A 19,075-nucleotide genomic window follows, 5' to 3' on the forward strand; every position below is an offset into this window, starting at 1 on the left:
TTCAGCCCCCCGCACCTTGCTGCGCAGCCTCAAGGGCGACGTTCCAGAACGGGTTGGCGAACAGCAGGATCATGGCGACCACGAAGCAATAGATGGCGGTGGATTCGATCATGGCGAGGCTGACGAACAGGGTCCGCGACAGGGTCGAGGCCGCATCGGGTTGTTGCGCAATGGCGCTAAGGGCAGTCGACGCCGCGCGTCCCTCGCCCAGTGCAGGGCCAAGTGCGCCGAACGACACGGTCAGGCCCGCCGTAAAGATAGAGATGGCGGCGATGATGGAGAGGTCGGTCATGGGATGTCCTTTGCAGCTTCGGTCGTGTCGGGCGATGGCGCGTCTGCGGTCGCCGACGAGATATAAACGGTGGCCAGAATGGCGAAGATATAGGCCTGGATCACGCCGGTCAGCAGACCCAGCATGTCCATCAGCACCGGAAAGAAGAACGGCGCGACGCCAAGCAGGATGGCGGCAATGACCGCCCCGCTCATGATGTTGCCATACAGGCGGATCGCCAGCGACAGGCTACGGGAGATTTCGCTGATGATGTTGAAGGGCAGCATGATGACCGACGGCTCGATATAGGTCTTGAGGTAGCCGCCGATCCCGCGACTGCTGACGCCGAACATCGGCACCGCGATCAGCACCGACAGCGCCAGCGCGGCTGTCGTCGAAAGCGACGCGGTGGGCGTGTCGAACCCGGGCACCACGGTCAGCAGGTTGGCGGTGACGATGAACAGGAACAGCGTGCCGGTGAAATACAGCAGGCGGCGGTCGCGGCGTCCGGTGATCTCGGCGATCTGGCCGACGATCAGGCCCACGATGACCTCCAGCGTCGTGCGCCACCTGTTGGGCGGGACGTCAGGGCGCAGGTTCCAGGTGATCAGCGCGGACACGCCGGTCAGCACCAGCATGATCAGCCATGTGTTGAAGATGGTGGCGTTGATGGCGATGCCGCCCAACGAGAAAACGGTCGTGGTGTCGGGGGTCAGCTCCACGGCGCGGCCTCCTTCGGGGGGCGGGCGAAGGCCAGCACGACGAAACGGGTAACCAGAAAGGCCAGCGCGAAGCCTGCAAGCGCCGCCAGACCCTGCGTGGTCATCCACCACACAAGCCCCAGAAGTGCCGCGATCCGCAGCGCCGCGCTCAGTAGCAACACGGATGTGGGGCGGGCGGTGCGCAGCGCCAGCCGCATCCCGAACGCAAGGCCCGCAAAGAACAGCGCGGCGGCAAATGTGCCCGCCAAAGCGCCAAACCCGAACAGGGTCCAGTCAATCGCAATCATGCTCATTCCCCTTCCTTCCCGATCCAACCCCACGCGATGAACGCCCCCAGAACCACGCCACCCAGAAGCAGCGCGATGGTCCAGGAGAAGTTCTGCGGGGCCAGCCCGTCCAGCCAAAGTCCCAGAAAGATGCCGATCAAAGTCGGCACGGCGATTGACCAGCCGATCATCCCGAAGGTGCCGATACCGCGCAGCGGGCTTGGGCCGGGATCGTCACGCGCGTCCTTCTTGCGGCGGGCGCGTTGGCCGATCTCCTTGGTGGTTTTGTCGTCGTCGCGGGTCATATATGCGGCTTTCTCAGGCTGGCGAAGCGGCGCACCATGTCCGCCTCAAGGCGGGACAGGGCGGCGCGGGCGCTTTTCTCTTCGTCTTCGAGACCGGCGAAGCTGTCGCCGACAGTGTCGCTGAGGCTGTCCAGGTCATCACCCTCGACGCCGCGCCGCACGGCCAACTCGACCCTGTGGCCCTTCTTGACGAGCAGCCCCTCGTCGATGCCAAAAATTCTCTCCCGCCCGTCGGGTTGCGTGACCAGCAGGACGGAGGGCACCAGCGCGGTGACAAAATCAACGTGGTTGGGCAGGATGCCGAAGCCACCATCCGCCGCCTCGCCCGTCAGGCGGGTCGCGGGACCGTCGAACAACACCTCGGACGGCAATCGCAGCGAGACCTGCATCTCGGACGCGGTGCTCATGCTGCGTCCTCCTGCTTCAGATCGGGCAGGCTGCCGATCATGTAATAGGCGCTTTCGGGCAGATCGAATGTGGTTTGCGACAGGATCGCTTCGCAGCCGTCGAGCGTCTCGGCGATTGGCACCAGCTTGCCAGTAGTCCCCGCCGCCGCGCCGACCGTAAAGAACGGCTGGGTCAGGAACCGCTCCAGCCTGCGCGCGCGGGCGACCACGGCGCGGTCATGGGCGGACAGCTCTTCAATGCCCAGCATGGCGATGATGTCGCGCAGGTCTTCGTATTCCGCCAAAGTGCGACGCACCGCGCGGGCGATGTCGTAATGGCGCTGCCCGACCACCGCGGGCGTCAGCATCACAGAGGTCGACGCCAGCGGATCGACAGCCGGATACAACCCTTCGCTGGCGCGTTTGCGCGACAGGACGACCGAGGCCGACAGGTGCGAAAAGATATGCGCGGCGGCGGGGTCGGTGAAGTCGTCGGCAGGCACATAGACCGCCTGAATGGACGTGATCGAGCCTTTGCGGGTCGACGCGATACGCTCCTCAAGGCTGGCCAGTTCCGTGGCCAGGGTCGGCTGGTAGCCCACCCTTGACGGCATCCGGCCCAGAAGGCCGGACACCTCGGAGCCCGCCTGCACGAAGCGGAAAATGTTGTCGATCAGCAGCAGCACGTCCTGCTCGCGGTCGTCGCGGAAATACTCCGCCATGGTCAGCGCCGATGCGCCGACCAGAAAGCGCACGCCGGGGGCTTCGTTCATCTGGCCGAACAGCATCACCATCTGGTCGCGCACGCCCGCCTCGCCCATTTCGCGCCACAACTCCTCGGCCTCGCGGGACCGCTCTCCGATGCCGCAAAACAGGCTGACGCCGTGGTGGTGTTCGACCGTGTTGTGGATCAGTTCGCTCAAAAGCACCGTCTTGCCAACGCCCGCGCCGCCGAACAGGCCGGTTTTGCCGCCGCGCTCGATGGGGGACAGAAGGTCGATGGCCTTGATGCCGGTCTCCAGTACTTCGGCGCGCAGCACGCGGTCGGCCAGCGGTGGCGGCGGTTGGTGGATCGCGCGCCGCTCTGACGCGGCGGGGGCGGGCAATCCGTCAAGCGGCTCGCCAAAGACGTTGAGCATCCGGCCCAGCACGCTTTCGCCCACCGGCACCTCGATGCCCGCACCGGTGGCGGTCACTTTGGCCCCAAGCCCCAAACCACGCACCGAGCCGAGCGCGATGCACCGCACCACGCCGCCGCCCACCAAAGATGCCACTTCCATGGCGATGCCGCCCACGTCCAGGCTTGACTGGATACGCGGGCTTTTGCCCTCAAACGCCACGTCTACGACGCCGCCACGAATGGCGGTGACGGTGCCCTCTTGGGTGGTGGTTTCGGTCATCGGTCCGGTCCCCTCGCGCCTATCCCGCCGCCATGCCGCCGTCGACCGGATACTGGGCGCCCGTAATGAACGCCGCTTCATCCGAGGCGAGGAACAGAACCAGCGCCGCAATGTCGGCGGACTCGCCGTAACGGCCCAGCGGGATGTCGGCTGTCAGCTGATCCTTCACCGCGTCGCCGTGGCCGGGATTGAACCCCTCTTCCAGCGAGCGCATCATGCGCGTGTTCACCGGCGAGGGGTGGACCGAGTTGACGCGCACGCCGGTTGAGCCGACCTCGATCGCAGCCGCACGGGTCAGCCCGACAACCGCGTGCTTGGAGGTGATGTAGGGCGCGACGTTGGGACTGCCTTTCAGCCCCGCAATAGACGACATATTGATGACGCTGCCGGATTTCTGCTTGGTCATGACGGGCAAGACATGCTGAAGCCCCAGAAACGCGCCGCGCACGTTGACGGCGATCACGCGATCGAAATCCTCGATCTTCTGGTCCACGAGCGGCGCGACCTTGCCCTCGATGCCTGCGTTGTTGAAAAACACGTCGATACGGCCGAACTTGTCGACGGTCTCACGCACGTAACGTGCCGTATCGTCGGCCGAGGACACATCGGCGGCGATGGTCAACACCTCGCCAAGGCCCCCCAGCGTCTTGGCGGCCTGAGCCAGATCGTCCTCTTTCAGGTCCACCAAAGCGACCTTGGCCCCTTCGTTCAGGAACAGGCGGGCGGTCTCCAGACCGATCCCCGCCGCGCCGCCGGTGATCAGGGCGATTTTGTCTTGCAAACGTTTCATGGCGATTTTCCTCTCGTTAGTTCAAGCAAAAGTGCCGGCTTGCGCGTCCAGCGTGCGCAGGCGGAAGCCCAACACCATGAACAGGACGCCGAACAGAATGGCGTAGATGCCGATGATCCAGACCAGCGTGATCAGCCCGACCTGCGGCACTGCAACAAGCAAGCCGCCGAACAGGATCGACATGACGCCGCCCAGGATCAGAATCCACTCGCCGGTGATCTCCTTGCGGATCTGGAAGGCCAGCACGATCCGCAGAAGCCCACCCACGACGGCCCATGCCGCAATGAACATCAGAAGAACCAGCGCCGTGACGCCGGGCCAGAACAGCGTCAGCACACCGACGACGATCCCGAGGGTCGATTCAAGCACCAGCGGCCAGATCCGTTTCAGCCTGTCGCGGTAGCGGATAGCGTCGATCAGCCCGAAAATGCCGTCGGCGAACACATAGGCACCGAACAGGGTGACCAGCACGGCCAGCGTCAGCGCGGGCCACGCAAAGGCCATGATCCCCAGTACGATGGCGGCGACGCCGCGCAGCAGGAAAATCCACCAGCTGCGTTGCAAATAATCAATCATCTCGTTCATGTCTTTCATCCTTCTCAATCGGGTATATTCGGGACCACGCAGGTGCCCGCCCGTCTTTCCAGTATCTCGACCGCCTGATCCAACCGCCCGATGCCCGCCAGCCCGCCTTGCGAAGCAAAGGCTGCGGCGGCTTCCATCTTCGGGCCCATGGAGCCTGCGGGCAGCTCGAGCGCGCGCGCCTCGTCCGGCGTCAGCGTGTCGATCCGCTCTTGATCATCACTACCGAAGTTGCGGTAGACCGCATTAACGTCGGTCAACAAAAGCAGCGCATCTGCCTTCAACTCCCGCGCCAGCAGGGCGCTGGCCGCGTCCTTGTCGATCACCGCCTCGATACCGCTCAGGCTGCCATCGCGCTGGCGCAATACGGGAATGCCGCCGCCGCCGGTGCAGATCACGATCACGCCCCGATCCAGCAGCAGTTGCAGCACCCGCATGTCAGGTATTTCCTGCGGCACCGGAGAGGCCACCACGCGGCGCCATTTCTCGCCGTCCTGCGCGATGGTCCAGCCTGCGGCCTTGGCGCGGGCCTCGGCCTCCTCGCGCTCGTAGACGGGGCCGATGAACTTGGTGGGCTTCTGGAAGGTGGGGTCTCTGCCGTCGACCAGAACCTGCGTCAGCAAGGTCGCCACGGCGTATTCATGGTCCAGCGCGTTCTCCAGCTCCTGCTCGATCATATAGCCGATCATGCCGCCGGTCTCCGCCCCCAGCACATCCAGCGGGTAGGCCTCGTCCGGTCGGTAGGCCGCGCCTTGCAGCGCCAGCAGACCCACCTGCGGGCCGTTGCCATGGGTGACCACCAGACGGTGCCCCGCCCGCACGATCCGCGCCAAAGCGGCAGCCGCGGTGCGGACATTGGCCCGCTGGTTTTCGGCGGTCAGGGGCTCCCCGCGCTTCAACAGCGCGTTGCCCCCAAGGGCTGCAACGACAAGCATGGCCTACGCCCCCAACGTGGCGACCAGAACCGCCTTGATCGTGTGCATCCGGTTTTCTGCCTGATCGAACACGATGGACGCGGGGGACTCGAACACCTCTTCCGTTACCTCCATCGCGTCGAGGCCGAACTCGTCCTTCATCTCCTGACCCACCGTGGTGTCGGTGTTGTGGAAAGCAGGCAGGCAATGCATGAACTTCACCCGCGGGTTGCCGCTTCTGATCATCATGCCGGAGTTGACCTGGTAGGGTTTCAACAGCTCGATCCGCTCGGCCCATTTGTCCTTGCTTTCGCCCATAGAGACCCAGACGTCGGTATAGATGAAATCAACGTCCACCACCGCGCTGTCCACGTCATCGGTCACGGTGATCCGTGCGCCGGTTTCCCTCGCGATCGCCCGCGCCTCGTCGCGGATGGCTTGGTCGGGCCACAGGCTTTTTGGCGCGCACAAGCGCACATCCATGCCCATCTTGGCACCGCCCAGCAACAGGCTACAGCCCATGTTGTTTGCCGCGTCGCCCATGAAACAAAAGGAAAGCTCGCGTAGCGGCTTCTCGGCGTGCTCCTGCATCGTCAGGAAATCAGCGAGGATCTGGGTCGGGTGGAACTCGTCCGTCAGCCCGTTATAGACCGGCACGCCGGACCAGTCGGCGAGCGTCTGCACAATCTCCTGTCCGAAACCGCGATACTCGATCGCGTCATAGACGCGGCCCAGCACGCGGGCGGTGTCCTTGACGGTTTCCTTGTGCCCCATGTGGTTGCCCGACGGCCCAAGATAGGTGACGGTCGCGCCCTGATCATGGGCCGCCACCTCGAAGCCCACGCGGGTGCGGGTGCTGTCCTTCTCGAAGATCAGCGCAATTTCGCGGCCCTTCAACAAAGGCACCTCGGTGCCAGCGTATTTCGCGGCCTTGAGGTCGGCGGACAGCTTCAGCAGGAAGCCGATTTCTTGCGGGCTGAAGTCGCGCAAGGTCAGGAAATGGCGGTTTTTCAGGTTGAAAGCCATGGTATTGTCTCCTTCTACACCGCGTCGCGGATGGTGGGGCAGGACATGCAGCGGCTGCCACCGCGTCCGCGTCCAAGCTCGGCACCGGGCATCTCGATCACCTCGATGCCCATCGCACGCAGGGCCGCGTTGGTGTCGTCGTTGCGGTCGTAGCCCATGACCAGACCGGGGCGCAGGGCCAGCACGTTGTTGCCGTCGTTCCACTGCTCGCGGGCCTGCTCGAACGGGTCAGTGCCGCCGGTGGGCACGACGTTGAGTTTTTTGAACCCCATCACATCAGCCACGACGTCGAACATCGGGCGGGGGTCATGGCGCATGTCCAGCGGCTTGCTGCCCTCGCCGGGATGCAGGTCGTAGCAGGTCATCTCGTCCGCGACCTCCTTGAAGCTGGTAACCACGTCGCCGCCGCAGAAGGTGAACACCGTATCAAGGTGCATCGCGGCGCGGGATTTTGGCATCTGGCAGGCGACCACACGGGTCGCGCGTCCGTCGTCGAACAGTGCCTCGGCCAGAAGTCCCACGGCCTGCGGCGAGGTCCGCTCCCCCATGCCGACCAGCACGACGCCATTGCCCACAGGCATCATGTCGCCGCCCTCCAGCGTGGCCAGGCCGTAATCCTTCAGCGGGTCGCCCCAGATCACCTCGACCTTGCCCGCGAATTTCGGGTGGAACTTGTAGATCGCCGCCGTCAGCAGCGTCTCGGGGCGGCGGGCCTGCCAATACATCGGGTTCAGCGTGACGCCGCCGTAAACCCACGCAGAGTTGTCGCGAGTGAACAGGAAGTTCGGCAGGGGCGGCAGGATGAAGCCGTGATGGCCGAGATAGGCGCCCAGCATGCTTTCCGTGTCAAACGGCACATCCGAGACGGTCAGCCCCCCGATCAGGAATCTGGACAGGTCCGCACCGGGCAGCTCGTTCATCCATGCGCGCAACTCGCGCTCCATGCCGACACCGACATGGATTGCCGCAATGCGGTGGTCCAGCACCCATTTGCGGGCCTCTGTGATGTCCAGCGTCTCGGCCAGCAGCGCGCCGGTTTCCAGCACCTCGACGCCCTCTTTGGTCATGGCAGCACCAAATTCATCATGGTCTTTCTGCGCCTGCTTGACCCAGAACACATCGTCGAACAGCAGGTCTTCGCAATTGTCGGGTGTCAGGCGGCGATGGGCCAGACCGGGGCGGCAGATGATCACCTGCCGCAGTTTGCCGGTTTCGGAATACACCCCGAGGTTGTGGTCAGTCATGTCGTTTCCTTTCAGGTCAGAGCAGCGCGCCAACGCTGAGTGCAGCGGAGATAAACACCAGCAAGATCAGCATCAGCGGCCAGATGAATACGATCCAGCGGTCATAGGACACGCGCCCGATGGCCAGCCCGCCGATCACCACGGCAAAGGTCGGGTTAATCAGGTTCACCAGCCCGTTTGCGGATTGATACGCCGTCACGACAAGATCGCGCCCGACGCCGGCGAAGTCTGCCAGCGGGGCCAGAATTGGCATCGACAGAACCGCCAGACCGGAGGAGGACGGCACGAAAAAGCTCATCCCGATCTCGATCCAGAACATCAGGTTGATGAAGGCCAGATCGCCCAGGCCGCCCAGCGTCTGCTCGGCGCTGAACAGGATCGTATCGGCAATCAACCCCTGCTCCATGATGACCACGATGCCCCGCGCCAGCCCGACCACAAGGGCCACGCCCAGCAGGTCGCGTGCGCCGTCCACGAAGGCGCCGGTCAGCTTCTTCTCGCCCATGCGGGCGACCACGCCGACCACGATTGCCGCCCCGAGGAACAGCGCGCTCATGCGGGCCATCCACCAGTCCTGCGTGGACACGCCCCAGATCATCACGGCGAAGGTCGCGGCGAACAGCACCAGAATAATCTGCTGCGTGCGGGTCAGGGTCGCCTCGTCGTCATCTGCGTCTGCAAGGAACAGCTTGCGGTGCGCGTCGGCCTGTTTGGAGACGACCGAGCGGGCGGGATCATTCTTCACCTTCTGCGCGTAGCGCATGACGTACGCGGCACAGATCGCCAGCCCGCCCAGCAGGATCAGCACCCGCAACATGATGCCGTCGGTGAACGGAATACCCGCCGCGTCGGAGGCGATAACAGTCGCAAACGGGTTGATGGTCGAGCCCAGCGTGCCGATGCCCGCCCCGATCAGAATGATCGCCACCCCCGTCACCGCGTCATAGCCTGCGGCAATCATCACGGGGATCAGGATGGCATAGAAGGCCAGCGTTTCCTCGGCCATGCCGTAGGTCGTGCCGCCCAAAGCAAACAGCGACATCATGATCGGGATCATCCAGATCTCGCGTCCCTTCATGCGGGTCATCGCGGTGCGGATGCCGGTGTCGATCGAGCCGGTGGCGTTCACCACGCCCAGAAACCCGCCCAGAAACAGCACGAACAGCGCCACGTCGATGGCGTTGGCCGCGTAGCTGTCCGGGTCATAGAACCCCGCAATCGGGGCCAGCATCACCGCAACGAAGCCCTGCGGGTTGGCGTCGACCTGCTTGTAGGTGCCGGCCACGGCGATTTCGCGCCCGACCTCCTCGCTCATGATGCGGTCGTATTGACCTGCCGGAATGATCCAGGTCAGCACCGCGACGAGGATGATCAGCAGGAATAGAATGGTGTAGGCCGTAGGGAAGCGTGAGGCGAGGTCGTCCTCGGGGTCACGCGCGGCTTGCGTCTCATCGGTCATGGATCGTCTCCTTCCAATGGTAGCGTCAGGACCAATGGAATGCGTCCGATTGCGGCAGCACGCATTAACCCCCGTCAACTGCGGCAATCAGGGACCGCACTGCGTTTATTGATCAGAACTTGACCTAGATTAATGTGTGCCCCGGTCTTTCGAACGACTGTGACGTGGGCAAACCGCCCTATCCCACGGAAAGGACGATCAAATGGCCAAACTACACAGATTCCCTCTTGAAGACGCTGCCGAGGACGCCATCAACAGGGCGCAGGTTCTGTTCACTGCCAATCCTGCTTTCGGCCCTCAGTCCACTCATTTCTGGCAAGCGCAGGACCGGATGCTGGAGGAGGTCGAAAAATTCTCAGCCGCGTGGTTCAAGCGCCGCCATGATGCCACCCGCTCGGCGATCGAGCTAAGCAAGCACGTCTTTACCGGGGGCATATTCGATCCCGCCGTTGCAATAGAGGCTCTGTCCGACTGGCAGCGCAAGTCCATGGAACGTATCGCGGATGACGCCAAAGACTGCACCGAAATGCTGAGCGCCTGTGCGGAATGTATGGTAAGCAACGAGACGGACGCGGTGGAAGAGACCCGCAAAGCAGTCAAAAAGGCAACATCCCATACCGGCACGCCGGTCTGAGTTGAAACTTCAGGAGACCTAAAGATGGATAAGAAACAAGCTTATCAAGACAAGTTTTACGCGCAGATGGACGAATGGAAAGCCCAGATCAGCCAGCTGCGCGCCAAGGCAGAGAAGGCGCAAGCCGACGCACAGTTGAAATACATGGAAGAGGTCGAGGAGCTTAAGGCCAAGCAAAAGCAGGCCGAGGCGCAGATGCACAAGCTCCGTGACGCGCAAGGCGAGGCGTGGAAAGATATGACCGCTGGCGTCGAATCCGCATGGGACGAGCTGGGCGAAGCCATGAAACGCGCACGTAAACGGTTTTCCTGACAGTTTGAACATGACGAGAAGCGGTGCCGTCAGGGTGCCGCTTTCCTCGCGCCACCTACGCTTGGAACAAGCGCGGGGTCACGGCTGGACAAGCCAGCCTTCACCGCCAAACCTGTTTCTTTCCTAGCGCTGCAAGACAAACGTGCCGGGCGCGTCGCCAAGGGCGGCTCCCATCGGCGGCGGCGGCCCCTTGGCCGAGGACTGCTTGTCCAGCCAGCTTGTAAATTCCGGCCACCATGACCCGTCTTGAACCGGAACCGCCGCGCGCCAGTCGTCGGGGGCTATGTATTTCGCCGACGCCGTGGCGGTATCTATCTGGTAGGTCCGCCCCTTGTGTCCGGGTCTGCTGACGATCCCCGCGTTATGTCCGCCAGAAGTCAGCACAAAGGTGACGTCGGTATCCGTCAGCAGATGCAGCTTGTAGACTGACTTCCACGGCGCCACATGGTCGCCGGTGGTCGAGACGCAGAACATAGGCGCAGTGATATCGCTGATCGCGACCGGCTTGCCGTCAATGCGGTATTGCCCCTGAGCCAACTCGTTGTTGAGAAACATATGACGTAGATATTCACTGTGCATCCGGTATGGCATCCGCGTCGCGTCCGAGTTCCACGCCATCAGGTCGAACATCGGCTGACGCCGCCCCATCAGGTATTCATGCACATAGCGCGACCAGATAAGGTCGGTCGAACGCAGCAACTGGAACGCGCCCGCCATCTGCTTGGTGTCCAGATAACCTTGGTCCCACATCATATGCTCAAGGAAAGACACCTGGCTTTCGCTGATGAACAGCTGCAATTCGCCGGGGTCCTCAAAATCGACCTGAGTGGCGAACAGGCTCAGCGTTTTCAACCGCTTGTCCCCGTCACGCGCCATCTGCGAGGCTTTCGCCGACATCAACGTGCCGCCAAGGCAGTAGCCGACGCCATGTACCTGCGCGTCGGGGATGATTTGGCCAATCTCGTCCAAGGCCTCGCCCACCGCGTCCAGATAGTTATCCATCCCGATATCACGATCTTGGGCATCAGGGTTGCGCCACGACACCATGAAGACGGTGAAGCCCTGCTCCACCAGATATTTCACCAAAGAGTTATGTGGTGACAGATCGAGGATATAATACTTCATAATCCACGCCGGAACGATCAGCAGCGGCTCCTGCGCGACGGTCTTGGTCTGCGGCGCGTACTGGATCAGCTCGAACAGGTGCGTGCGGTAAACCACCTTGCCCGGCGTCACCGCCACTTCGCGGCCCGGCAGGTAGTCCTCCGCACCGACAGGCGGCTTTCCGGCCATCGTGCGGTCGATATCCTCAATGAGGTTCTGCGTTCCCTGCACCAGATTGGCGCCAAAGGTTCGCGTCGTCTCGGCGATCACTTCGGGGTTGGTCCACAAACTGTTGGAGGGCGACATCATGTCCAGAATCTGCCGCACCACGAAAGACGCCACCTGTTCATCGCGCCGCGACATGCCGTCAATGTCGTTGGTGGCATTATACCACCATTGCTGGGTCATCAAAAAATTCTGGTAGACCATGTTGTAAGGCCAGCGCTGCCATTCCGCCGCGTCGAACCGGTCGTCATGGCCCAGCGGGTCGATACAGGGCGCGGTCCCCTGCCCCGACATCAGCCGCCCCGCGGTCATGCCCAGATGCGCCGTCTTGCGCATGGCCTTCTCCGCCAGTTGCACCTGTTTTCCGGGCGAGGAGGCCAGATGCAGCCCCCAGTTGAAGAATGTCGAGGCCAGCCCGAAAGGCGATATCCCCTGTGTCAGCCGCGCGAGCTGCGCTTTTACCGCGCGGTCCATGCTTTCGACCGCAAACCGGTCGGGCGCATTGGTCGCGCAGAGCGGGCCAAGCTCGGGCGGCACCGGATCCATTTGATGTGAAATCTGGTCGGTTTTATTGGCGGGTGTCGTCGTCCGGCGTGTGTCGGGTTTGGTAATCTTGGTGACCGTTGCTGACTTCTTCATCTCTCATCCTATCGCCCGCCCGCTAAACATCATGGCGGATCGTCCAACTCAAATCCCCGCGCAGTCGTTGGCGGGCTGCTCGAGTCTCTTGCGCGATAATATCAAGATAACCCTTTCGACAACTTGATCTGCGTTAAACAACGTAAAGCTGGGCTGAAAATATTTGCATCGAACAAAAGATCAGGAGCGAAATTTCTGTTCCCTCCAGAGCGCGATTTCGCAGTGATGGACTCAATCGTGAATTTGCGCTAAAATCAGGTCAATTAACTAAATGGTTTATACTGTGTTTGGGGGCATCTTTATGACGCGCTCTATTTTTTATTTCTGGATGGCGATTGTTCTGTGCGTCGGAAAACTATTTGCAGCGCAGATAGAGCCGACGTCAATTGTGTATCTGGAGTGTTTTGACGGCGCGGAGAAGGTAACTGCCGGAACCGGTGTTATTGTCAGTTCCGAAGGCCATGTTTTGACCGCCGCACATGTTGCCAAGGAAAATTTGACCTGCAAAGGAGCACGGGCCAGCCAGAACCCTGCACCGGTTCGCGACCTCACCCCTGTCGGGGTCGCGTCGAATGGGCACGACTTCGCAATCGTGAAGTTTTCACGGCTTGGGGAGGAGACTTTCGAACCGGTCCCGTTAGTTGCAAACACCACCAATATGAAGGGTCGTGCCATCAATATTTGGGGCTATCCCGAGGGCGGAGCTGCGTCACCATCCGTACAGACCGGCACCGTACTAAATTCCGAGCGCGACGGTGATGGCATGATGCAATCACTGACAATCACAAGCGCCGGCATGAGTGGTGGCCCGGTCCTGTCCAACGGACATTTGGTGGGTCTGGTTGCCGGTGCCCAGTTCAACGCAATCGGCCAGGTTTCCAACTATGCGTTATTGGCCGCAGAAGCCTTCAAAACCGAGGTACGCCGGGTCCGGGACGACGTCAGGGCCAATCGGCGCGAGGATGACCTTGCCGAGATCGAGATTGATCTTCTTGGCGAAGGGACATGCAACGAGTTGCTACGCGGCGCCTTGTCGTCGCGGTATCCGAATTTCATCCCGAGCCTTGTCAGCGACAAGAACAAGCCAAGCATGAGCATTCTGTCACAAGAGGCGGAATTCTGGGTCACCATCACGACTGGCCCCGCGCAGTGGTTTGATTGCAAGGAAGGCAACCTGCGCAACTCTCTCTATTTTCCGGTCGGTCTGGTTTTGCGTCCCGTCAAAGACATCGCGATCGCCGATGATGCAGGCAATCAGGTGGAGTGGACGATGTTCAAAACAGAATATGGCCTGATGGTATTGATCGACCGGCAGGCTGTCGCCCCGATCACAGCGGATATTGGCTATGTCTTCGCTCTTGGCAACGGGGTGTACAAGGTGTGTGGCCCGGGGGACGACAAGAGCTGTGATCCCGGCGAGAATTTGAAAGCGAAAGGCAATTTCGGAAAATGGCCCTACATTTCCGGCTGGGATTCCTATTTGCGTACCACCGACCCGGATGCTTTGAGTGCGGCTTACACCGAGTATCTCGCATTCCGTGAAAATCAGGATTTGGTGCTCGCCGACGATCCTCGCATTTATCACCGACGCTTCAAACATCGCGCGCCTCAAGCCTTGAACGACGATCCGGCCTGCGCCATTCAAAAGGCCTATCTATATGAATTCCATAAACGCTTTGATCAAGACGCCCTGCACCAGAACTCCGCTTATGGCGCCCCCGTAGATTACAGTTTTTGTTATCTGCCGCCGCCCGAGGCGTCTGTCCGAACTGCGGGCTATCGACAGATCAAGGTCATTACCGAAAGCATTGCCGAGCAGATGTTTGACAAGCTGTGGACGGTTCAGGTGCGCACCAGCCCCACAGAACTCGTCAAGAAACTCTCGGGTCTTCTGCCTGACGTTAACCCCCTTTATACCGATATCATAAGATGTGGGCAGAACCTTCGCCCTGCCCGGTCGCCTTTTGATACGGCGAACCAACAGGACCCGGTGGCCATTGGCGATCTCGTAACGGCAGAGCTTGCATCAGATCGCATCCAGCCCGACCAGAACCTTGGGTATCGCTTCCGCTTGTATCAGCCATCGGCCGGCGAGTCGCGCAGTCAAACCTTGTCAAAAGTGCCGCTATTCCAAGACATCGACCTCGAGATTTTCTGTGGCGATGACCGGGAACCTCTCCGTGCCCAAGCGGTCAATATCTATTTCAGCCCTGTTTTCGACAGCCCGCTCCGACTTGACATGAAGGCCGTCGAAAACGCGTTTATCGAGAACTTTAACAGCATAGATCACGAGGGGCGGATTTATGTCAAAGATGGCTATATCGAACGCATTTGCAATTATCTTGAATACCAAGGCTGGCTCGACACCCTGAAAGCGGCGCTCAAGAAAGAGACCGCCCTTTCGTTTAGCATGACGCGCTTGGGCCTGGATAAGGAAATCGTCGCCAATCATTTCGCACATCTTATTTTGGCGACGTTATTTTTCACCGAGGTTGAGATGCAAACGGAGGATAATCACGGAGGATGCCCGAGATGATAAGCATGTTTACGCGCTTACCAGCGGCAATGATGTTGATATTTGGCCTGCTGGGGGTGTCATCAGTTGGCGGAGATACACTCCTTTGCGATGCGAACCGACGCGCTTTGACGATTGCCGCAAATGAGGCGCAGGAGAAATGGTGTTGTTGCGGCGCGTGCTGTGGCTGGGCCGTAAGCTGCAAGGCGATCCCGGGATGCACAACGTGCTAGGCAAGTTCGCTGCTCTCACCACCGCGCTATTCGCAATGTCACAAGCGCACGCGGAGGAATTGGCAATCTGCTTTCGCGTGGATGCGCCGCCGTTTTCATATCTTAACGAAACGAACGAACCGGCAGGGTACTCCGTCGATTTATGTCGCCATGTGGCGCGCATTCTGAACTATCCACCACCTGAACTGGTGCCAGTAACTGTCGAGAACCGCTTTGAGGCGTTGAAAGAGGGGCAGTGCAGCCTCTTGTGCGGCGCCACAACAGTGACGATCAAGCGGCGCGAGGACTTTAACTTCAGTTTGATCTCTTTTGTCACCGACACCGCACTCATGTTCCCCAAGACCACCTCAGACGCGGAAACGCTACAGATCGGATATCTCGACAACACAACCACCAAAGACAATATCGACACAGGTCGCGTCACAGGCGGGGAAACGATGGCCTTCGAGTTCAAATCTGTTGAAAGCCACCAAGTGGCTGCCAAAGCCATTTTAGGCGGCGAGCTTGCAGGCTATGTCGCAGATCGCGACATTCTCACGACTATGATGGCCAACAACCCCGCGATGAATGACACCCATCGGATCAGCCGCGTGGGATTATCGTACGAGCCCTATGCCTTGGCCATGGCCCGCAAGGGTGACGACCAATTCAGGTTTGACGTTGACCGTGCCCTCGCCGAACTTTTTCGAAACGGCACCGCCCTCGCTTTAGTGAAAGAACATATCCCAAGCCGCAGTCAGGACGAAATTCTGGAAACACTTTTTGATATCCAGTCGATCCCGAAATAATCGAACACATCAAAAAATTGTAAGAAATCAAAGGGTCGTAACAAAATTTCGCTAGGCGCTTTGTGAGGACGCCAACGCCTCAACTTCAAGGAACTTGACCTAAGGTCAATCATGGCGTCTATTTAAGCTCCTTGTGCGCAACTGGCACAGTGTCTTCTCTGGTTTTATCTAGGAAGAATAAGATGCAAAAATGTTGGACTAGGAATTTTGCTTCCAAGCTCGGATCGTTCGTGGTTGTAATCGGCGTCGCAATTTCGCCGGGTATCGCACGGGCAGAACAACTGGTGACGTTTGACGACATCAAAAAAATTTCACCCAGAGCTGATGACGCCCTCGCCCGTGCTATTGCCGATGCCGAAGATCAGTTCGCCGAGCATGGCATCACGACCCGGCTTAGAATGGCGCATTTTCTATCGCAGGTGATGACGGAAACGGGCGGATTGAAGCGCCTTGACGAGAATATGAACTACTCTGAGGCGACCCTCATTCGGGTGTTCAGTCGCAGGACTATTTCCCGCGCAAAGGCCGCAGAGGTCGCACGAAAGCCACGAGAGGTTGCGAATTGGGTGTATGGCGCGCGGCTTGGCAATCGGGGGCGTGACACAGACGATGGTTGGAACTATCGCGGGTCCGGCTACATCCAGCTCACGGGGCTGTCCAACTTCCGTAAACGCGGCGTAGAAATCAACCTGCCTATTGCTGATGATCCCGAACTTGCACGCCAACCGGACGCAGGCCTACGCGCAGCACTAGCTTATTGGAGCGCGCGCAACATCAATGCCGCCGCCGACGACCACGATCGGCATCGCGTGCGGGTTTTGGTCAACGGGCCAGCCGCCCATGGCTACGCTCAGGCCAAGGTCTGGTTCAACAAGGCTTGGTCCAATGTTTTTCAGGCCAAGGAAGGCGCAGGGTTTGAAACCGGCGCGTTTGAAATGGCCGGGGGGATCGTTGAAGATGAGGTCGCGCTGTTCGACGACATCATGCGCGAAAGCGGTCTCGTGCCCGACGATTTTTCGTCCACCGAAAGCGGCTCTGAGGACGAACGTGCCGAAGCACTTCGCGAGTTTCAGGCAGAGCGCGGTTTGACGGAAACGGGCGAGTTGGACGAAGCAACTCAAGAAGCGCTCCTTGACCCGATTGAGTGGAGATACCGCGACGCCGAGGTGGTCGTGACGCCGACGGAAACTCGCAATCCCGAAGAGGGCGTGGAGTTCAACCTTCGCCCCGAGACAGCTACAGAATCCGGCGCACTCATGTCGATCGAGCCAGATATGGGCACTGGCGAGGTTGAAGAAAACGTCCAGCTCACCGCCGACGAGAGCGCAGCGTTGATCGACGCACGCAGTATCTACGCCGAATACGAAATGGGGGCTGCATCGGTGGAACCCGAAACCTTCGTGCCTTTCTCGGTGATTGGCGAGGATGATCGGGTCGCAATCACCGACACAAGAGGATTCCCCGAGCGCGCGATAGTGCAGACCCTCTTCAACAACGGACGCTCCGATAGCTTGTGTACCGGGACTATGATCTCGAAAGACACGGTCCTCACGGCAGGTCATTGCATACACAGCGGCACACAGGCGGGGCGGCCCTATTCAAACTACAGGCTGGTGCCCGGTCGCAACGTGGGTGCGGCCCCATTCGGCCGCTGCGGCGCGATTGCGGCCTACACGCTCAGCGGATGGGTGAATTCCGTGACCTCACTGGAGGCGCGGTATTACGACCTCGGTGCCATCAAACTTGATTGCGACATCGGGCTGACAACGGGATGGATGGGTGTGACCACTATGAACGACGACCAGATCGAGAAACCGACCATCGTCCACGGCTATGCGGCAGACAAAGCGCCCCCCGGACGGCAATGGGTCAGCACCGACAAGCTCAGAATTTTATGGGATCTGAAAGGGTTCTACCAAAACGATACTTTCGGCGGCACCAGCGGCTCGCCTGTGATGATGAGCGACGCAGGGGATTACATCGTCGGCGTCCACACCAATGGCTTGCATGGCGAAGAACCCTGGGCCAGCAACAACGCCTTTACGCGGATCACGCCCACCAGGATGAGCGAAATTATCAATTGGGCTGGGAGGTAGAGATGCCACATGCCTCAAACCTCTTTTCAAGGGCAGCGGCATTGGCTTTTGCCCTTGGCTTCACTCATCTCGGACAGCCCGCAAATGCCGACGTCTTTACGGACAAGGTCGTCTACATTCAGTGCACCAAAGATGGGAAGACCTCCCACGGCAGCGGTGTCGTCGTCAGCGCACAAGGCCATGTTTTGACAGCGCGTCATGTCGTGCCCGATGGCAGCATTTGTGCGGGCTCAATCGGCGTGGCGGACGAGTTCGATCTGCAACGGCTCAACATCCAGCCGCAGGACGCGGTCGGGTTTGATGCCAAGCTATTGAAATTTGCGCGCTCGGATGAGTATGAGTTCGCGCAGTTCTGCCCCATGGAGCAACTAGCAGCACGCAAAAAAATCTTTGTCGCGGGCTTCCCCGGCAAGACGGAAACCGGCGCGCCATCCTATCGCGAGGGTATTTTGTCCACGACCGAGCTAAATTCCACCGGCGTCATCGAGACGGATGGTCAAAGTGTCGGCGGCATGAGCGGCGGGCCGGTGTTCTCGGAAAACCTCAATGGTCTTGTCGGTATCGTCAGCGGCGCCCAATTCGCAGCCGACGGCGCGGTGAGCTATTACGGCATTCTTCCAGTGGCAAGCTTTGCGGCGACGTTCAATCTGACGCCAAGCCCCAAACCCTGCTACTCCCAGTACCGCCTTATTGATCTTTTCGGCACAGGAGACATTGATGTTGAGGACCTCTGGTGGGAGACAGGGGAGGCGCCGCTGGAGTTGAAGGTCAACGAGACAGAAGGTTTCTGTTTTCTCGCGGGTATTTTCGGTGAATTCAACGATCCCAGCGACTCCGTGGAGATTCTGCTCAAGGAAGGCTTCTTTGTCCTGAACGGCGAGAATTTCAATGGCGGAAGCCACGGTGCCTATGCCAAATGCGTGCGCTACAGCCACTAGCGCCGCGCTTACCAGCGCGCGACCGTCACTGCCACCCTTGTGGGCGGCGTTGCCCTGTCGGATCCATCGACAATGGCAGTACTGGTGCAACGTTTTTTCAGAAGTCTCCTACCGAGGACCTACGACATCTCACGGGTCCTCTCCATCACCTTTCTATGTTGGGGAACGTCACTGGGAAGCTCTCGAAGAGCCCGGTCAATTTCGCACAACAAAATGGGAGTTCCCA

At 60.2% G+C, this 19,075-nt stretch carries 19 protein-coding genes; 6 read left to right on the forward strand and 13 right to left on the reverse strand.

What is annotated here, in order from left to right:
* Nucleotide 1: 1 nt before the first annotated feature.
* The 12 genes from THALAR_RS09785 to THALAR_RS09840 are packed head-to-tail and all read right to left on the reverse strand — an operon-like array spanning nt 2 to nt 9,365.
* On the reverse strand, nt 2-292 hold the full coding sequence (locus tag THALAR_RS09785) for a F0F1 ATP synthase subunit C (RefSeq protein WP_021101384.1): 291 nt from the start codon (nt 290-292) through the stop codon (nt 2-4).
* A complete protein-coding gene (locus THALAR_RS09790) occupies nt 289-993 on the reverse strand; it encodes a F0F1 ATP synthase subunit A (RefSeq protein WP_021101385.1) in 705 nt (234 codons plus the stop codon). The genes THALAR_RS09785 and THALAR_RS09790 overlap by 4 nt, the downstream gene beginning before the upstream one ends.
* Nucleotides 984-1,286: a F0F1 ATP synthase subunit A gene (locus tag THALAR_RS09795; protein WP_021101386.1), complete on the reverse strand. Its 303-nt coding sequence runs from the start codon at nt 1,284-1,286 to the stop codon at nt 984-986. Before THALAR_RS09795 ends, THALAR_RS09790 begins: the two co-directional genes overlap by 10 nt.
* Nucleotides 1,283-1,564: an AtpZ/AtpI family protein gene (locus THALAR_RS09800; protein WP_021101387.1), complete on the reverse strand. Its 282-nt coding sequence runs from the start codon at nt 1,562-1,564 to the stop codon at nt 1,283-1,285. The genes THALAR_RS09795 and THALAR_RS09800 overlap by 4 nt, the downstream gene beginning before the upstream one ends.
* Nucleotides 1,561-1,971 (reverse strand): ATP synthase epsilon chain, encoded by a 411-nt coding sequence (locus THALAR_RS09805; RefSeq protein ID WP_021101388.1) that lies wholly within the window; start codon nt 1,969-1,971, stop codon nt 1,561-1,563. Before THALAR_RS09805 ends, THALAR_RS09800 begins: the two co-directional genes overlap by 4 nt.
* Complete coding sequence (gene atpD, locus THALAR_RS09810) at nt 1,968-3,350, reverse strand: F0F1 ATP synthase subunit beta (protein WP_021101389.1); 1,383 nt, start codon at nt 3,348-3,350, stop codon at nt 1,968-1,970. Before atpD ends, THALAR_RS09805 begins: the two co-directional genes overlap by 4 nt.
* A gap of 19 nt (nt 3,351-3,369) precedes the next feature.
* Complete coding sequence (locus THALAR_RS09815; protein ID WP_021101390.1) at nt 3,370-4,140, reverse strand: SDR family NAD(P)-dependent oxidoreductase; 771 nt, start codon at nt 4,138-4,140, stop codon at nt 3,370-3,372.
* A gap of 21 nt (nt 4,141-4,161) precedes the next feature.
* Complete coding sequence (locus THALAR_RS09820; RefSeq protein ID WP_021101391.1) at nt 4,162-4,725, reverse strand: HdeD family acid-resistance protein; 564 nt, start codon at nt 4,723-4,725, stop codon at nt 4,162-4,164.
* 14 nt (nt 4,726-4,739) lie between these two features.
* On the reverse strand, nt 4,740-5,657 hold the full coding sequence (gene arcC, locus THALAR_RS09825) for a carbamate kinase (protein WP_021101392.1): 918 nt from the start codon (nt 5,655-5,657) through the stop codon (nt 4,740-4,742).
* A gap of 3 nt (nt 5,658-5,660) precedes the next feature.
* Nucleotides 5,661-6,662, reverse strand: coding sequence for an ornithine carbamoyltransferase (argF, locus tag THALAR_RS09830; RefSeq protein ID WP_021101393.1), 1,002 nt, complete (start codon nt 6,660-6,662; stop codon nt 5,661-5,663).
* 14 nt (nt 6,663-6,676) lie between these two features.
* Nucleotides 6,677-7,906 carry an arginine deiminase gene (locus THALAR_RS09835; RefSeq protein WP_021101394.1) on the reverse strand — a complete coding sequence of 410 codons (1,230 nt, stop codon included), beginning with the start codon at nt 7,904-7,906 and terminating at the stop codon, nt 6,677-6,679.
* A gap of 16 nt (nt 7,907-7,922) precedes the next feature.
* Entirely contained in the window at nt 7,923-9,365 is a 1,443-nt protein-coding gene (locus tag THALAR_RS09840; protein WP_021101395.1) for a YfcC family protein, read from the reverse strand.
* A gap of 202 nt (nt 9,366-9,567) precedes the next feature.
* Here THALAR_RS09840 and THALAR_RS09845 point away from each other — a divergent pair, with 202 nt between their 5' ends.
* The gene (locus THALAR_RS09845) at nt 9,568-9,999 is read left to right on the forward strand and encodes a hypothetical protein (protein ID WP_021101396.1); all 432 of its coding nucleotides are present in this window, start codon (nt 9,568-9,570) and stop codon (nt 9,997-9,999) included.
* A 24-nt stretch (nt 10,000-10,023) separates the two neighbouring features.
* Nucleotides 10,024-10,311: a sll1863 family stress response protein gene (locus tag THALAR_RS09850; RefSeq protein WP_021101397.1), complete on the forward strand. Its 288-nt coding sequence runs from the start codon at nt 10,024-10,026 to the stop codon at nt 10,309-10,311.
* Between the two features lie 123 nt (nt 10,312-10,434).
* Here the strand turns inward: THALAR_RS09850 and THALAR_RS09855 are convergent, their stop codons facing one another.
* Nucleotides 10,435-12,279, reverse strand: a complete 1,845-nt coding sequence (locus THALAR_RS09855; RefSeq protein WP_021101398.1) for a PHA/PHB synthase family protein — start codon at nt 12,277-12,279, stop codon at nt 10,435-10,437.
* A gap of 301 nt (nt 12,280-12,580) precedes the next feature.
* Here THALAR_RS09855 and THALAR_RS09860 point away from each other — a divergent pair, with 301 nt between their 5' ends.
* The 4 genes from THALAR_RS09860 (at nt 12,581) to THALAR_RS09875 (ending at nt 18,849) form a co-directional block, all read left to right on the forward strand.
* Entirely contained in the window at nt 12,581-14,815 is a 2,235-nt protein-coding gene (locus THALAR_RS09860; RefSeq protein ID WP_211264797.1) for a S1 family peptidase, read from the forward strand.
* 157 nt (nt 14,816-14,972) lie between these two features.
* The gene (locus THALAR_RS09865) at nt 14,973-15,815 is read left to right on the forward strand and encodes a transporter substrate-binding domain-containing protein (RefSeq protein ID WP_169788533.1); all 843 of its coding nucleotides are present in this window, start codon (nt 14,973-14,975) and stop codon (nt 15,813-15,815) included.
* Nucleotides 15,816-16,045: 230 nt separating this feature from the next.
* Nucleotides 16,046-17,911, forward strand: a complete 1,866-nt coding sequence (locus THALAR_RS09870) for a trypsin-like serine protease (protein ID WP_021101401.1) — start codon at nt 16,046-16,048, stop codon at nt 17,909-17,911.
* 2 nt (nt 17,912-17,913) lie between these two features.
* A complete protein-coding gene (locus THALAR_RS09875) occupies nt 17,914-18,849 on the forward strand; it encodes a S1 family peptidase (RefSeq protein ID WP_083483447.1) in 936 nt (311 codons plus the stop codon).
* The last annotated feature ends 226 nt before the right edge of the window (nt 18,850-19,075 follow it).

This window comes from Litoreibacter arenae DSM 19593 (assembly GCF_000442275.2).
Taxonomy (GTDB): domain Bacteria; phylum Pseudomonadota; class Alphaproteobacteria; order Rhodobacterales; family Rhodobacteraceae; genus Litoreibacter; species Litoreibacter arenae.

Bases quoted from the DNA above. Each gene is read 5' to 3' on its own strand.
- atpD (WP_021101389.1), bottom strand. From the start codon at position 3,350: ATGACCGAAACCACCACCCAAGAGGGCACCGTCACCGCCATTCGTGGC.
- THALAR_RS09840 (WP_021101395.1), bottom strand. From the start codon at position 9,365: ATGACCGATGAGACGCAAGCCGCGCGTGACCCCGAGGACGACCTCGCC.
- argF (WP_021101393.1), bottom strand. From the start codon at position 6,662: ATGGCTTTCAACCTGAAAAACCGCCATTTCCTGACCTTGCGCGACTTC.
- THALAR_RS09815 (WP_021101390.1), bottom strand. From the start codon at position 4,140: ATGAAACGTTTGCAAGACAAAATCGCCCTGATCACCGGCGGCGCGGCG.
- arcC (WP_021101392.1), bottom strand. From the start codon at position 5,657: ATGCTTGTCGTTGCAGCCCTTGGGGGCAACGCGCTGTTGAAGCGCGGG.
- THALAR_RS09820 (WP_021101391.1), bottom strand. From the start codon at position 4,725: ATGAACGAGATGATTGATTATTTGCAACGCAGCTGGTGGATTTTCCTG.
- THALAR_RS09835 (WP_021101394.1), bottom strand. From the start codon at position 7,906: ATGACTGACCACAACCTCGGGGTGTATTCCGAAACCGGCAAACTGCGG.
- THALAR_RS09805 (WP_021101388.1), bottom strand. From the start codon at position 1,971: ATGAGCACCGCGTCCGAGATGCAGGTCTCGCTGCGATTGCCGTCCGAG.
- THALAR_RS09850 (WP_021101397.1), top strand. From the start codon at position 10,024: ATGGATAAGAAACAAGCTTATCAAGACAAGTTTTACGCGCAGATGGAC.
- THALAR_RS09855 (WP_021101398.1), bottom strand. From the start codon at position 12,279: ATGAAGAAGTCAGCAACGGTCACCAAGATTACCAAACCCGACACACGC.
- THALAR_RS09875 (WP_083483447.1), top strand. From the start codon at position 17,914: ATGCCACATGCCTCAAACCTCTTTTCAAGGGCAGCGGCATTGGCTTTT.
- THALAR_RS09800 (WP_021101387.1), bottom strand. From the start codon at position 1,564: ATGACCCGCGACGACGACAAAACCACCAAGGAGATCGGCCAACGCGCC.
- THALAR_RS09845 (WP_021101396.1), top strand. From the start codon at position 9,568: ATGGCCAAACTACACAGATTCCCTCTTGAAGACGCTGCCGAGGACGCC.
- THALAR_RS09860 (WP_211264797.1), top strand. From the start codon at position 12,581: ATGACGCGCTCTATTTTTTATTTCTGGATGGCGATTGTTCTGTGCGTC.
- THALAR_RS09785 (WP_021101384.1), bottom strand. From the start codon at position 292: ATGACCGACCTCTCCATCATCGCCGCCATCTCTATCTTTACGGCGGGC.
- THALAR_RS09795 (WP_021101386.1), bottom strand. From the start codon at position 1,286: ATGAGCATGATTGCGATTGACTGGACCCTGTTCGGGTTTGGCGCTTTG.